Origin of the sequence: Paenarthrobacter sp. NPDC018779, assembly GCF_044391085.1 — a bacterium.
Classification (GTDB): Bacteria; Actinomycetota; Actinomycetes; order Actinomycetales; family Micrococcaceae; genus Arthrobacter.
In genome coordinates, this window is record NZ_JBIRZS010000009.1 from 125831 (window position 1) to 139549 (window position 13719).

The following is a 13719-nucleotide window of genomic DNA, read 5'->3' on the forward strand; positions in this document are numbered from 1 at the left end:
GTCCGCGCAGGCTTCTTATGCAGTCCCCTGCCCCGTCATTTCGCGGCTGAATGGCTTAGGAAAGGCTGTCCTTTATTGCGTCGTACCGCTCCAGCGCGATCTCCGCCAGAACCGGCGACGGCAGCAGCGGGTCCGTCACAATGTCCGCCCCGGCCTTGAACAACTGGTCGTGGAAATAGCCGGTGGCCAGGAGGTAGGACGCAACGAACACCCGGCCCCCGCTTCCGGCGAGCTCCGCGCGCAAGGAGGCAACGCCGTCGGGCACGTTGGGTTGGGCGCTGGCGCCGTAAGCCACCCGGACTTTGTTCGGCAGCAGTTCCGCCAGCAGGCGCGCCTGCTCCTCCGAATCAACCGAGCCGTCCGGAAGGGAGGATCCCGCGGCAGCCAGCAGCACGCCGTCGTTCTCCTGCAGTCCGGAGTCGCGCAGCCGCTCAGCGAGCAACTCGGCCAGCCGCGGGTCGGGGCCGATCGGTTTCGCCGCCACAACCTCGGCCCGGCTCTTGATCGCCTTGGGCACGTCAACCTTGATGTGGAACCCGGTGCTGAGCAGAAGGGGTACCACCACGGCCTCCGTCCCCTCGGGCAGCCCCTCCACCACCCCGGACAGCTCGGGCTCCTGGACGTCCACGTAGGCCTCCAAGACCTGAAGCCCTGGCCGCAGTTCCTCGATTTCGGCCATGACCTGGCGAATGGCTGCCTGGCCCTCGGCGTTGCGGGTTCCGTGGGCACAAGCGATCAAGACGGGGCTGTTCATGGGAGCTAGCGTAACGTTGAGCCAGCACCTGTTGTGAAGCGCGCTCCAGAAAGAACCGTCCACTTGATTTCCATAGACATTGTTCTTCTTTGGCTCGACCTCGTTGGCGTGTTCTTCTTTGCCGTATCGGGCTCGTTGTTGGCCGCACGGAAGCAGTTCGACTTTGTGGGCTCCGTGCTGCTTGCCTCCATTGTTTCCCTGGGCGGCGGCGTCATCCGCGACATCATCATCGACGCCGGTCCCCCGGCTTCCTTCACCAACCCCGCCTACCTGGCCCCACCCTTGCTGGCCGCACTGTTGGTTTACTACCTGTTCTCCTCGGTCCAGCGGTTCACCTCCCTCTTGACCCTGTTCGACGCCGGCGGGCTGGCCCTGTTCTGCATCACCGGTACGCTGAAGGCCCTCACGGCGGGGATGAATCCCGTGACCTGCATCCTGCTTGGCGTCACCACGGCTGTTGGCGGCGGCCTCTTGCGGGACATCACGGCCAACGAGATTCCCACCCTCTTCAACAACCGCGACATCTACGCCCTCCCGGCCTTCGTCGGGGCCGGATTGACCACATTGCTGTGGCATCTGGGTGACTTCAACGGACTCTGGGCCTGCCTTGTCGCGGGCATCGTTTTCGCCTTCCGCGTCACCGCCTGGCGACGCGGGTGGTACGTGCCATTGGCCGTCCGCGGTTGGCACCGCGCAGGGGTTGGCCCGGGGGCGAATTCCGGGGTCCGCGATTAGCTAGGATTAGAGCATGACTGACATGTTCCTCGAGAAGTTCCGCGCGCTGGTCCCAAAATATCTCGAGGATGAATGGCAGGAAGAAGACGGCCTCACGCCCGGCGAACTCGATGACGCACTGTCCGAGCACTCCTTCACCATCCCCCTGGTTCTCCGCGAGTTCTACCTCGCCCTGGGCGGCTGCGAGGACCTCATGGAGGCGTACCACTACTTCTGGGATCCCGAGGAACTCGAAGTCGATGACGAAGGCTTCCTCATGTTCCTCGAAGACGAGGACGAGCAGTTCACGTGGGGCTTCCGCGTCGCCGACCTCGGCGTCCCTGACCCCATCGTCTTCCGCCGCAACAATGCCCGCGGCCAGTGGAAGAGCGAGGAAGGTACGTTCTCCGAGTTCGTCTTCGACATGTTCGATTGGGCCTTCAACGACGAAGACTAGGTTTCCTTGTTTCACAGCCCCCGAGCAGCCCGTTGTGGTTGCTCGGGGGCTGTTTTTTGTTGCGTGGCACCGTTGGGCCCGGCCTCTGTCATCCGGCCCATGTGCCGCCACGACCCACTCCTCCGGCCTCCCCCCTTCGGCCCGGCCCGTGTGCCGCCACGACCCACTTTGAGCGTGAAGCCGGCGCAACACGCCGTTGCACGGCGCTCCCGGCTACCTTTTGCCCTCAAAGTTGGTCGTGGCGGTACAGCGCTCAGGGCATTAATGACGACGGCGGCTGGCTGGCCAGGTATCGCAACGGCCCGTAACGCCCGGCCTCCCTGTTCCGGAGCACAGCCAGGACTTCGTCCACCATCTTCTGTGGCTGATACACGACGTCTGCATAGTAGTAGTGCAGGCTCGTGAGGCCGCCGAGGAGACCTGCATTGTTCCGGTATTGGTCCTTCTTCACCTGTTTCGGCTCGAAGTGAGTCCCGCCGTCGAGTTCGACTATCAGGCATTCCTCGATCAGGCAATCAACTTCACCGACCCCTGGGACGTCCGCGTGCATCCGGACTTGCAACCCGGCCCGCGTGAAATGGGTGTGGGCGAGTACCTCCAAGAGCGAGTCGGCCCGCGGCAGGACGAGGCCCAGGATGGCTCTGGATACTCCGTTCCGGTTGCCGTTCATCTTGCTTTCCAGGAATGTGGTGGTCAGCAAGGCGTGACTGACAGCACTCTGCACCATGACCAAGGCCTCCAACTCGGGGAGGCACCTCGTGGCATGCAGCAGAACGTCGGCGACTCCCGCCACTGGCAGATAGGGGTGGTCCGGGTGCAGGCGCTGGCCATGGTGGACAATCCGCCGCCGGGCCAGGCCGGTGCCGCAGCTCAGATGGAGCTGCCCACCAGCATGGGGCGGGCCGTCGTGGAGCGTCCACAGGCCATAGAACCTGGCGGCGGAAACGCAGGTCAGTTTTCCATTGGCCCGGAACGCCGCCACAATGTCCGGATCGGCGTCCTTCGCGATGTACACACCTCGATGGAGCCTGCTGATATCGCCCTCTTTGACTGCTTTAGCCAATCCCCTGCGGGTGAATCCAGCCGCATAGAGGGATGCTGTGGTCGCAGCTCCATGACGGCTGCGGAGAAATTGAGTGACATCCATCAGCCCATGCTGTGACTTGGCTAAGGCCGCGCGCTGCACCCAGACAGCCATATGTGGAAAAGCCCCGTGCCTCCGCCACCCACTTTGCAGCGTCCCCACCGGCTGGGTACTCCTCAGCCGGCGAGTCATGGGTTCCTCGGAATCAAAGTTGGTGGTAACGGCACGGTTGGCTTTTGTAAATCACAGCACTTCCATGGAAATTTCTTTGACCCATGGAGTTGCTTATGTGACAGAGTTGTCATAAGCTATTCACGGATCCACTAAATGCCTCCGGTGGGTCTGATGCGAACGGAGATTGTGGTCCCGGTTCGGTGCAGCGTATGACTCGTAACGTTGCAGCGAGCCGGGGCCATTCCGTTTAAGCCCTCGCCCGCGCGCCCCAAGGCCGGGCGCCGTCGTCGTGGCGTGCCGCCACGACCAACTTTGACGCCGACAGCCGGAGACACGCCGCAATACCGGGCCCCTCAAAGCTCTTGCCCACCCAATGTGGGTCGCGACGGCACAGACGGAAGCCACCAAACCCAGGTGCCGCCGTCGCGGGGGTGCCCCAGAGTCGGGCGCCGCCGTCGCGGTGGTGCCGCCAAACCCAGGTGCCGCCGTCGCGGTGGTGCCGCCAAACCCAGGTGCCGCCGTCGCGGTGGTGCCGCCAAACCCAGGTGCCGCCGTCGCGGGGGTGCCCCAGAGTCGGGCGCCGCCGTCGCGGTGGTGCCGCCAAACCCAGGTGCCGCCGTCGTGGTGTGCCGTCAAAGCTGGGCATCACCGTCGTCGTGGTGTGCCGCCACGACCAACTTTGACGCCGACAGCCGGAGACACGCCGCAAAACCGGGCCCCTCAAAGCTCTTGCCCACCCAATGTGGGTCGCGACGGCACAGACGGAAGCCACCAAACCCAGGTGCCGCCGTCGTCGTGTGCCGTCAAAGCTGGGCATCACCGCCGTCGTGGTGTGCCGCCACGACCAACTTTGACGCCGACAGCCGGAGACACGCCGCAAAACCGAGCCCCTCAAAGACCCTGCCCACCCAAAGTGGGTCGCGACGGCACAGCCGGAAGCCACCAAACCCAGGTGCCGCCGTCGCGGGGGTGCCACCAAAGCCGAGCGCCGCCGTCGTGGTTGTGAGTCCCAAGCCTGGCGCCGCCGTCAAAGCTGGGCATCACCGTCGCGGGGTGCGACCAAACCCAGGGACCGTCGTCGTGGTGTGCCGCCACGACCAACTTTGACGCCGACAGCCGGAGACACGCCGCAATACCGGGCCCCTCAAAGACCCTGCCCACCCAAAGTGGGTCGTAGCGGCACGCACACAACGCCAAACAAAAAAAGCAGGCCCCCAAACCCCGAAGGGTCAGAGGCCTGCCTCAATGCAGAAAGCCTAGCTACTCCGGTCCACCACCGCGTGGGCGAAGTTGGTCAAGGAAGCCTTCACAACCCCCTCCGGCAGCGGAGCCAAGGCAGCAACGGCCTGGGCAGACCACTCGCGGGCGATCTTCCAAGACTCAGCGGTGACGGGGTGTTCGCGGAGGCCGGCCACAGCCGAAGCCAAGGCGGCATCGGAGGACAGGTCGCCATCCACCAGTTCAAGCAAAGCAACGGCCGAGGCATCCCCAGCGGCAGCGTCCCGGCGGAGCAGCAGCACGGGCAGGGTGGGCACGCCTTCACGGAGGTCGGTCCCCGGGGACTTGCCGGACTTGACCTTCACGCCGGTGACATCGATGACGTCGTCGGCGAGCTGGAAGGCAACGCCCACCTTTTCGCCGTATTCAACCAGCACGTCCTCGTACTCAGGGGCAGCACCGGCAAAGATCGCGCCAAGCTGGCCCGAGGCCGCAACCAGGGAGCCGGTCTTGTCCGCGATGACGGAGAGGTAGTGGTCCACGGCGTCTTCGTCCTCGCGCGGACCGACGGTTTCGTGGAGTTGGCCGAGGCACAGGCGCTCGAACGTACGGGCCTGGATGCCGAGTGCACGGGAGCCGAGCTCGGACACGAGGATGGACGCGCGGGCAAAGATGAGATCGCCGGTGAGGATGGCCACGGAGTTGCCCCACACTTCGTGGGCGGTGGGGGCTCCCCGGCGGAAGGGCGCGGAGTCCATGACGTCGTCGTGGTACAGCGTGGCAAGGTGCGTCAGTTCAACAACCACAGCGGCCTGGACAACCTCGGGACGGGAAGCATCGCCAAGGTGGGCACACAGCAAGGTCAGCAAGGGACGGATGCGCTTGCCGCCGGCCTCCACCAGGTGGCGCGACGTTGCGTCAGCCAGCGGATCCGAGTTGGAGATCGCCTCGCGAAGCTTCTTCTCCACGCGGGCAAGGTTGGTGGTGATGGCGGGGCCGAGCTCGGCGTCGCCTGCGATGGCGGCAAAACCGGCGGGCAGCTGGAGGCCCGTTGCGATCGCGGTGGTGTTGGGGGCGGGCTCGTTGGAGTCCGGCAGGCCGTGCCCGGCATGGGTCCAGCTGTGTTCGGCAGAGTTCGTCACGGGTTAACCCTAACTAGTTGGTGCGGAAACCGCGGTGTCGGACCCCGTCGCTGCAAACGAGCGGGCGGAGGAAGTGTTGGACGTGGGCGGGACGAGCATTTCCAGGACCCGGATCACCCGGTCTTCGAAGCCCTTCGCCGAGGAGTCTGTGAGGTTGGCCAGCAGCCGGACCACAAAGCGCATCAGCACGGGAATGGGCATGCCGGTCCGCAGGGCGAGCTTCATCACGGCGGGTTTGCCGATCAGGAAAGCAAAGGCCCGTCCGAGCGTGAAATGCGAACCCCACTGGTCCCGCACATAGTCCGCGTACCGGGAAAGGTGCGCATCGGCGTCGTGCGTGTTCCATCCGGCGGAAGCGGACCGCGCAGCAGCATCGATCAGGAACTCCGCCGCAAACCGTGCCGACTCCATGGCGTAGGAGATGCCTTCGCCGTTGAACGGGGACACCATGCCGCCGGCGTCGCCCAGCAAGAGGAGCCCGGGCGAGTAGTGCGGGGTGCGGTTGAAGCCCATAGGCAGCGCGGCTCCACGGATCTCCCCCACCTGGTTCTCCGGGGTGAAGCCCCATTCGGCGGGCATGCCGGCAGTCCATTCGCGCAGGACCTGCTTGTAGTCGAGCTTGCCGAATTCCTTGGACGAGTTCAGGATGCCAAGGCCCACGTTGGACGTGCCGTCGCCCACGCCGAACACCCAACCGTAGCCGGGCAACGGCTTGCCGGACTTGCCGGGCAGCTCCAGCCAGCCTTCCATCCAGTCGTCGTCGTGGCGGGGCGACGTGAAGTAGGTGCGCACGGCCACACCGAGCGGACGGTCGTCGCGTTTGTGCATTCCCAGCGACACTGCGGTCCGCGTTGAGTTGCCGTCTGCGGCGAGAACGACGTCGGCAAGGAAGTCGCGCGTTTCGCCCGTCTTGCGTCCGGACTCGTCGAGGATGGCGGCGCGCGCGCCGATCACGCGCCCGTCGTCGTCCTGAAGGGCAGTGGTGACGCTGTGGCGTTCAAGCACGACGGCGCCTGCCGCCTCCGCGTGCCTGGCGAGGGATTCGTCGAAGCCGAGTCGGGTTCGAATGAGCCCATACGTGGGAAAGTCGGAGACCTCCGGCCACGGCAGCTCGATGGTGCGGCCACCGGCGATCAGACGGAGGCCCTTGTTCCGGCGCCACCCGTCCTCAACAGAGTGCGGCAACCCGAGCTTCTGGATTTCCCGGACAGCCCTTGGAGTGAGCCCGTCCCCGCACACCTTTTCGCGCGGGAAGGAGGTCTTTTCCAGGACCGTAACGTCGATGCCAGCCTGGGCCAGGTAATACGCGGCGGTGGACCCTGCGGGGCCCGCGCCAACTATCAGTACTTTCACGGTGTCCTAAGTCAGCCTGACTGTGCGCCCGTTCGGCGCGGCTTGATCTGGCGGCGCAGCTTGGCCACGGGAACACTTTCGCGGTGTTCGGCGGGCTTCTGCGCGCGGTGTACTGCAACGATTCCGCCGCTGAGGTTGCGGTAGGTGATGTCCGTCCATCCTGCGTCGGAAAGCCACTGGGCCAGGTGGTCCTGGTCCGGCCAGGCGCGGATGGATTCGGCGAGGTAAACGTAAGCGTCCGGGTTGGAGGACACCTTGGTGGCGATGGCCGGGAGGGCACGCATGAGGTACTCGGTGTACATGGTGCGCCACAGCGGAACCACTGGCTGGGAGAACTCGGCGATGACCAGGCGGCCGCCGGGCTTTGTCACGCGGAGCATCTCTTCGAGGGCTTTGCGGGGTTCAACCACGTTGCGCAGGCCGAAGGAAATGGTGGAGGCATCAAAGCTGTTGTCCGCGAACGGGAGGTTGGTGGCGTCACCGGCAATGAAGTCGATGTCCGGGCGGCGGCGCTTGCCTACCTTGAGCATCCCCAGGGAGAAATCACAGGCCACAACATCCACGCCGGCATCGGCGTAGGGCTCACTGGAGGTACCGGTCCCGGCAGCCAGATCCAGCACGCGCTGCCCGGCCTTTACGTCCATGGCATCCACCACGATCCGGCGCCACCGACGCGTCTGCCCCATGGAGAGGACGTCATTGACAACATCGTATTTAGGGGCGACATCGTCAAACATCGTCGCAACTTCGTCCGGACGCTTTTCCAAGGATGCTCGGTTCACCTGTCAATTGTCTCAGACAAACAGCCAAGTTTGCTGCGCTGTAGAAGAAGGGGCGGGTTCTGCCTGCACCCGGGAGTACTGTTGTTCCATCATGACCAGCACGCTCCGCACTTTGACAGTCCCCCTCGATGTCGATTCATCCTCCGGGGGGCTGCCGTCGTTTCTGGTGCGTGACGACGTTCTTTGCTGGTCCCGCCGCGAAGCAGGACTGGTGGGATACGGGGAGCTGACCCGCTTCAGCGCCACCGGTCCGGAGCGTTTCCTCGAGGCCGATATCTGGTGGCGGCACCTCATCCTTGAGGCCGAAATCACCGACCATGTTGAGTTGCCGGGGACGGGGCCCGTGGCCTTCGGCTCCTTCGCTTTTTCCAAGACCTCGCCGCATGTTTCCCGCCTGATCCTGCCGGAGCTTGTGGTTGGCATCCGCGACGGCCGCGCCTGGGCCACCCAGTTGACGTTCGACGACGGCCCCCTCACCGAGGCGACTGTCCTGGCCACCGTGGAGCGCTGGCTGTCCGGCACCAACGGTGACGAACCCGCCGTCGTGAGTTCCGACGTCGGGCACTCACCCGACGGTGATGCGCTCAACGGTTCGCGTGGCTCGCTTGGGCGCGGGTCGCTCACCGAAACAGCGTGGATGGAAGCCGTGACCAACGGCGTGGAGGAAATCCGCGCCGGCAAGCTGGAGAAGCTGGTGCTGGCGCGCGACGTCGTTGCCACCCTTCCAGCGGGAGTCAACGCCGCGGAGGTGCTTCGCCAGCTCGCGGCACGGTACCGCGAATGCTGGACGTACGGCGTGGACGGTTTGGTGGGTGCCACGCCGGAGATGCTGATCCAGGTGGAGGGCCGGACGGCTCAGGCCCGGGTGCTCGCGGGAACGCTGGACCGCAGGGACGCCGAGGGCATCGACGGCTCCCCCATGGAATACGCCGAACGCGTGCTGGCCGGTTCGGAGAAGCAGCGGCACGAGCACGAGATCGCCATCGACTCCCTGACCCGGCAGCTGGCCCCGTTCTCCGAAGCGATGAACTCGCACAGCGAACCCTTCATCCTGGAACTGCCGAATGTGTGGCACCTGGCCTCGGACGTGAAGGCCGAACTGGCGGACATCGAAGGACACGTGCCTACATGCCTCGCCCTGATCAATGCCCTGCACCCCACCGCAGCCGTGTGCGGAACGCCCACCCTGGTTGCCGGTGCGCTGATCAGGAAACTGGAACATCTGGACCGCGGACCCTACGCCGGACCGGTCGGCTGGCTGGACGCCGCGGGCAACGGCGAGTGGGGCATTGCACTGCGCGGCGCCGTGATCGAGGACGCCAACACCGTGCGCCTCTATGCGGGCTGCGGCATTGTTGAAGGCTCCCAGCCCGAGGCTGAACTGGCCGAAACCTGGGCCAAGTTCCGGCCGATGCTCGAAGCCCTGGGCATCCGCCGCTGAATCTGGGATTCCAGACCGGGACTCTCCGACCCCCCTTGCATATTCGCTAAACTGGTTATCCAATAGTGAAACTTAGTTTCCTGTGATGCACATCTCACGTTCGGTACTACACTAAAGACCGACTCAGTCCAGCATCCACTGCAACAAAAGGTAAAAATATGCAGATCTCCCGTTCAGTTCTGTCCGGTACCAAGATGGCCGCCGTGCTCGCAGCAGGTGCTTTGGCCCTGACCGCCTGCGGTGGCTCCTCCACTCCGGCCGCCTCAGGTTCGGGCCCCCAGCTCATCAACGCCGGCAAGCTCACCGTTTGCTCGGACATCCCCTACGAGCCGTTCGAGTTCCAGAAGGACGGAAAGAACGTCGGCTTCGACATGGACATCGCGGCCGAAGTTGCCAAGGACCTCAAGGCCGAACTCAACGTGGTGGACAGCTCCTTCGAGGCAATCGAAACCGGCACGGCCCTCACCGGCTGCGACGTCTCCATCTCCTCCATCTCCATCACCGATGTCCGCAAGAACGTCATGGACTTCTCCAGCCCGTACATGGATGACGACCTGACCCTGGTGGCCTCCACCGCTTCCGGCATCAGCAACCTTGACGGCGCCAAGGGCAAGAAGGTGGGCGTGCAGCAGGCCACCACCGGTGCACAGTACGCCAAGGACAAGGGAATCGACGCCCAGCAGTTCGAGGACTCCGGCCTCCTGGTCCAGGCCCTCAAGGCCGGCACCATCGATGCCGCCGTCGGCAACCAGTCCGTCCTGGGCTACGCCATCAAGGATGACTCCAAGATCAAGCGCATCGAGGACTACGCAACCGGTGAGAAGCTTGGCATTGCCATCAAGAAGGGCAACACCGCCATGGCCGACTCCGTGAACGCCACCCTGAAGCGCCTCACGGATGACGGAACGCTGGCAAAGTTCAAGACCACCTGGTTCGGCGAAGCCGCAAAGTAAGGCAACCGGCTCCCGATATCCACGCAAGCGGGGCCCCGTAACTCTCTGTTAAAGCAGTCGGTTCGGGGCCCCCGCTGCGCAACATGATTGTGAGAACACCATGGCAATGACTGCACGTCAACGAGCCAGAGTCAGTCTTTACGTCCAGGCCGGAATCTTCGTTGTGGCTGTGGCCGCAGTGATCATCGCCGTGGACTGGAAGACCATTGGCAACAGCGTCTTCAACTTCGCCAAGATCGGCCCCATGTTCCCGGGAATCTTCCTGGTGGGCCTCAAGAACACCCTCATCTACACCGCGCTGGCATTCGTGGTGGGCTTATCAGGCGGCCTCCTGCTCGCGCTGATGAAGCTCTCCTCCTTCCCGCTTTACCGCTGGATCGCCACCGGCTACATCGAGTTCTTCCGCGGTGTGCCTGCCCTGCTGGTCTTCATCGCCTTCGGCTACGGCGTGCCCCTGGCCTTCGGCGTGCAGTGGGACGTCAACATCGTGGTCATGGTGTCCTTGGGCATCGTCGCTTCGGCCTACATCGCTGAAACTCTCCGTGCCGGCCTCCAGGCTGTTCCCAAGGGACAGATGGAAGCCGCCCGGTCCCTTGGCATGCCGCACTGGCGGGCCATGGTCTCGATCGTGATCCCGCAGGCCTTCAAGATCGTCCTGCCTCCGCTGACCAACGAGATCATCCTGCTCACCAAGGACTCGTCCTTGATCTACGTCCTGGGCCTCACGGCGTCCCAGTACGAGCTCACCAAGTTCGGCCGCGACGGCATCTCCAGCCTGGGCGCAGGCCTGACCCCGCTGCTGGTGGCCGGTGCGTTCTACCTCGTGATCACCATCCCCTTGAGCCTCCTTGCCCGGAAGTTCGAAAGCCGCTCTGCGCGGACCAAGCGATAGGACGGACAGTCATGACTAACTCCGCAACAGTCCGCGCTGCGGGCGTGGACATCAAGGACCTCCGCAAGTCGTACGGCAACAACGAGGTCCTCAAGGGCATTTCCCTCACCGTCGAGCCCGGACAGGTGGTCTGCCTGATCGGTCCGTCGGGTTCGGGCAAGTCCACGCTCCTGCGCTGCGTCAACCTGTTGGAGCAGCCCAACGCCGGCACCATCAACGTGGGCAAGTTCGAGGCCACGGACCCGGATGTGGACCTCAACCGCATGCGCCAGAGCGTGGGAATGGTGTTCCAGCACTTCAACCTGTTCCCCCACCTGAGCGTCCTGGACAACTGCACCATCTCGCAGGTCAAGGTCCTCAAGCGGTCCAAGTCCGAGGCCGCAGACGTGGCCCGCCGCAACCTGGAGCGTGTTGGCCTGGGGCACCTTGCGGACCGCTTCCCTGACCAGCTTTCCGGTGGCCAGCAGCAACGCGTTGCCATCGCCCGGGCGTTGTCCATGGATCCGCAGCTGATGCTTTTCGACGAGCCCACGTCCGCCCTGGACCCCGAAACCGTTGGCGATGTCCTGGCCGTCATGCGCAAGCTGGCACAGGAAGGCATGACCATGCTGGTGGTCACGCACGAGATGGGCTTTGCCCGTGAAGTGGCCGACCGCGTGGTGTTCATGGACGGCGGCGTTGTGGTGGAGGAGGGCGTGGCCGAGCAGGTCATCGGCTCCCCCACGCAGCCGCGAACCAAGGAATTCCTGCGCCGCGTCCTGGACCCGACGCACATCGACGTCGTGGAGGACTAATCCCCTTTCAGCGACCAAGGAGGGCGGCATCCGAATCCGGGTGCCGCCCTTTTGTTGTCTAGCCTGCGGTGAGGACCTTGCCCACGGCCGAGTTGATCGCCTCTTTGATGCGGGCATGGAGTCCCCGCAGGCCCGCCCGGTCCACGCGCACTTCCACAATGGTGCGTCCCTTGAGGGGCGCCTTCAGTGCGTCGGCGAGTTCCGCCGTCGTACTTACCGCGCTGTGCCCGACGCCGTAAGCCGCCGCGAGTGCCGCGATGTCCACTGAGTGCGGGGTTCCGAAGAGGCGTTCGACGGCGGTGCCGTAGGCGCCTGAGTCTTCTACGGCCCCGTGCTCCAGCAGGCCGAAGATGGCTCCGCCGGCGTCGTTGAGGACCACGAGGCGCAAGTCCGGAGTGGGTTCGCCCTGGCCGAGGAGGAGCCCGCCGACGTCGTGCAGGAACGTGACATCGCCCAGCAGGACAGTGGTTTCGCGCCCACTTCCCAGGGCAATGCCTGTTGCCGTGGCGAGGGTGCCATCGATCCCGGCGAGGCCACGGTTGGCGTATACGGTGGCAACGGGATCGGACTGGGGCTGGCCCGCGAGGTCCACGTCGCGGATGCCGTTGGACGAGCCGAGCACCAGCTTCCCGCGTGCGTGTGCCCACACGGTTGCTCCTACCGACGGGCCCGTAGCTGTGGGCTCCCCGTTGAGGATGGAATCGAGCGCGTGCTGGGCGGCGGCGCCCGCGAGGAGCCAGGAATCCAGCCAGTCGTCCGAACCGCGGCCCGCGAACTCCGCCAACCCGGGCAGCGTTTCCACGGGCGTTTCGCGGCGCCGGCCTTCTTCGTACCAAGCAACGGGGACGGGTTGGTAGATTACGGATTCGACGCTTTCCCTTGCCAGCAACGCCGAAACCGGCCGGGACAAAGTGGGGCGGCCGAACAAGACGACGCGTTCAATGGGCGTCGGCGATTCGGGACCGAAGTGCTCCAGCAGGAGCCGGTACGGGCCCACGGCGTTGGGGCCGAATCGGGCGTTGGACGATGGCTCCGCCAGCAACGGCAGGCCGTGGGCGCGGGCGAAAGCCTCAGCCACAGGACCGGCGTCGTGCCCGGCGAGGACCACGGTGTTTCGCAGCGGAAGGTCCTGGGACGCAGGCGGCAAATCGAGAGCCTGCGGTCCGGCGTCGTAATGGAAAAGGGCGTGACCCGCGGCCGGCGGCAGCGCATCGCCCGACTCCGGCACCAGCGGATCCCGGAAAGCGAGGTTCAACTGGACCGGGCCGGGCGGAGTGTCCTCGAGTGCGCCCGTGGCCGCGTACAGCGCCGTGGCGACTGCCTTTTGCGGGTTGTCCCCGGCCGCGACGTCGACGGCGAAACGGACGTGGTCGCCGAAAAGGTCCAGTTGGAGCGTGGTCTGGTTAGCCCCGGTACCGCGAAGCTCCTCGGGCCGGTCCGCCGAAACAACGATCAGCGGAACGGCGGCGTGGTTGGCTTCCATCACCGCCGGGAGCAGGTTCCCGACGGCGGTCCCGGACGTGGTCACGACGGCGGCAGGCGCTTCCGTCGCCAGGGCCAGACCCAGTGCCGTGAAAGCCGCATCGCGTTCGTCGATCCGGACGTGGAGGATCACCCGGCCCGTGGCCTCTGCTTCCGCCAGGGCGTAGGCCATGGGCGCCGACCGCGAACCGGGTGCCACCACCACGTGCCGCACACCGCCGTCGAGCAGGGCGGATACCGCAACCCGGGCGGCGCCAATGGATGTCAGAGAGTCCTGGGAAGTCACCGTCCCAGTCTATGGGCGCTCCTTGGGTGCAAAAGCGGCACAAGAGTGAGAGAGCGATCACCGAAAGCGGCCATTCGGTGAGAGAGCGTTGGATACCCACCGACGCTCGTTACCTTTTTCGTAGCCTGTTTCCTGGTGCAGGATATGGGTGTGCTGGCCTGCCGGCTCCGGCATGATTTTGACGCTCTGTCGC

The 13719-nt window shown here is 65.0% G+C and carries 12 protein-coding genes; 6 read left to right on the forward strand and 6 right to left on the reverse strand.

Translation table 11 applies throughout. The features are described from left to right. Positions 1-55 precede the first annotated feature (55 nt). Positions 56-754, reverse strand: coding sequence for a sirohydrochlorin chelatase (locus ACH488_RS12005; protein WP_397324425.1), 699 nt, complete (start codon positions 752-754; stop codon positions 56-58). Positions 755-817: 63 nt separating this feature from the next. Here ACH488_RS12005 and ACH488_RS12010 point away from each other — a divergent pair, with 63 nt between their 5' ends. Both ACH488_RS12010 and ACH488_RS12015 read left to right on the forward strand, forming a co-directional pair. Next, complete coding sequence (locus tag ACH488_RS12010) at positions 818-1489, forward strand: trimeric intracellular cation channel family protein (protein WP_397324427.1); 672 nt, start codon at positions 818-820, stop codon at positions 1487-1489. Positions 1490-1502: 13 nt separating this feature from the next. Further along, the gene (locus tag ACH488_RS12015) at positions 1503-1925 is read left to right on the forward strand and encodes a hypothetical protein (protein ID WP_397324428.1); all 423 of its coding nucleotides are present in this window, start codon (positions 1503-1505) and stop codon (positions 1923-1925) included. 253 nt (positions 1926-2178) lie between these two features. Here the strand turns inward: ACH488_RS12015 and ACH488_RS12020 are convergent, their stop codons facing one another. The 4 genes from ACH488_RS12020 to ACH488_RS12035 form a co-directional block, all read right to left on the reverse strand. After that, complete coding sequence (locus ACH488_RS12020) at positions 2179-3072, reverse strand: type IV toxin-antitoxin system AbiEi family antitoxin domain-containing protein (RefSeq protein WP_397324429.1); 894 nt, start codon at positions 3070-3072, stop codon at positions 2179-2181. Positions 3073-4439: 1367 nt separating this feature from the next. Continuing rightward, on the reverse strand, positions 4440-5543 hold the full coding sequence (locus ACH488_RS12025) for a polyprenyl synthetase family protein (RefSeq protein ID WP_397324431.1): 1104 nt from the start codon (positions 5541-5543) through the stop codon (positions 4440-4442). Positions 5544-5552: 9 nt separating this feature from the next. Next, positions 5553-6896 (reverse strand): geranylgeranyl reductase family protein, encoded by a 1344-nt coding sequence (locus ACH488_RS12030; protein WP_397324433.1) that lies wholly within the window; start codon positions 6894-6896, stop codon positions 5553-5555. A gap of 11 nt (positions 6897-6907) precedes the next feature. Further along, positions 6908-7678, reverse strand: a complete 771-nt coding sequence (locus ACH488_RS12035) for a demethylmenaquinone methyltransferase (protein ID WP_397324435.1) — start codon at positions 7676-7678, stop codon at positions 6908-6910. A gap of 91 nt (positions 7679-7769) precedes the next feature. Between ACH488_RS12035 and ACH488_RS12040 the strand changes: the two genes are divergently transcribed. The 4 genes from ACH488_RS12040 (at position 7770) to ACH488_RS12055 (ending at position 11758) form a co-directional block, all read left to right on the forward strand. Then, positions 7770-9119: an isochorismate synthase MenF gene (locus ACH488_RS12040; RefSeq protein WP_397324436.1), complete on the forward strand. Its 1350-nt coding sequence runs from the start codon at positions 7770-7772 to the stop codon at positions 9117-9119. A gap of 158 nt (positions 9120-9277) precedes the next feature. After that, on the forward strand, positions 9278-10072 hold the full coding sequence (locus ACH488_RS12045) for an ABC transporter substrate-binding protein (protein ID WP_397324437.1): 795 nt from the start codon (positions 9278-9280) through the stop codon (positions 10070-10072). Between the two features lie 100 nt (positions 10073-10172). After that, positions 10173-10964, forward strand: coding sequence for an amino acid ABC transporter permease (locus tag ACH488_RS12050; RefSeq protein ID WP_397324438.1), 792 nt, complete (start codon positions 10173-10175; stop codon positions 10962-10964). An 11-nt stretch (positions 10965-10975) separates the two neighbouring features. After that, positions 10976-11758, forward strand: coding sequence for an amino acid ABC transporter ATP-binding protein (locus tag ACH488_RS12055; protein ID WP_397324439.1), 783 nt, complete (start codon positions 10976-10978; stop codon positions 11756-11758). Positions 11759-11816: 58 nt separating this feature from the next. Here ACH488_RS12055 and menD read toward each other — a convergent pair whose 3' ends face one another. After that, a complete protein-coding gene (gene menD / locus ACH488_RS12060) occupies positions 11817-13526 on the reverse strand; it encodes a 2-succinyl-5-enolpyruvyl-6-hydroxy-3-cyclohexene-1-carboxylic-acid synthase (protein WP_397324440.1) in 1710 nt (569 codons plus the stop codon). Between the last annotated feature and the right edge of the window lie 193 nt (positions 13527-13719).

What these genes read in the sequence shown, in the direction of transcription:
- ACH488_RS12005 (WP_397324425.1), bottom strand. Translation starts at nt 754, where the DNA reads ATGAACAGCCCCGTCTTGATCGCTTGTGCCCACGGAACCCGCAACGCC.
- ACH488_RS12015 (WP_397324428.1), top strand. Translation starts at nt 1,503, where the DNA reads ATGACTGACATGTTCCTCGAGAAGTTCCGCGCGCTGGTCCCAAAATAT.
- ACH488_RS12020 (WP_397324429.1), bottom strand. Translation starts at nt 3,072, where the DNA reads ATGGATGTCACTCAATTTCTCCGCAGCCGTCATGGAGCTGCGACCACA.
- ACH488_RS12040 (WP_397324436.1), top strand. Translation starts at nt 7,770, where the DNA reads ATGACCAGCACGCTCCGCACTTTGACAGTCCCCCTCGATGTCGATTCA.
- ACH488_RS12045 (WP_397324437.1), top strand. Translation starts at nt 9,278, where the DNA reads ATGCAGATCTCCCGTTCAGTTCTGTCCGGTACCAAGATGGCCGCCGTG.
- ACH488_RS12050 (WP_397324438.1), top strand. Translation starts at nt 10,173, where the DNA reads ATGGCAATGACTGCACGTCAACGAGCCAGAGTCAGTCTTTACGTCCAG.
- ACH488_RS12055 (WP_397324439.1), top strand. Translation starts at nt 10,976, where the DNA reads ATGACTAACTCCGCAACAGTCCGCGCTGCGGGCGTGGACATCAAGGAC.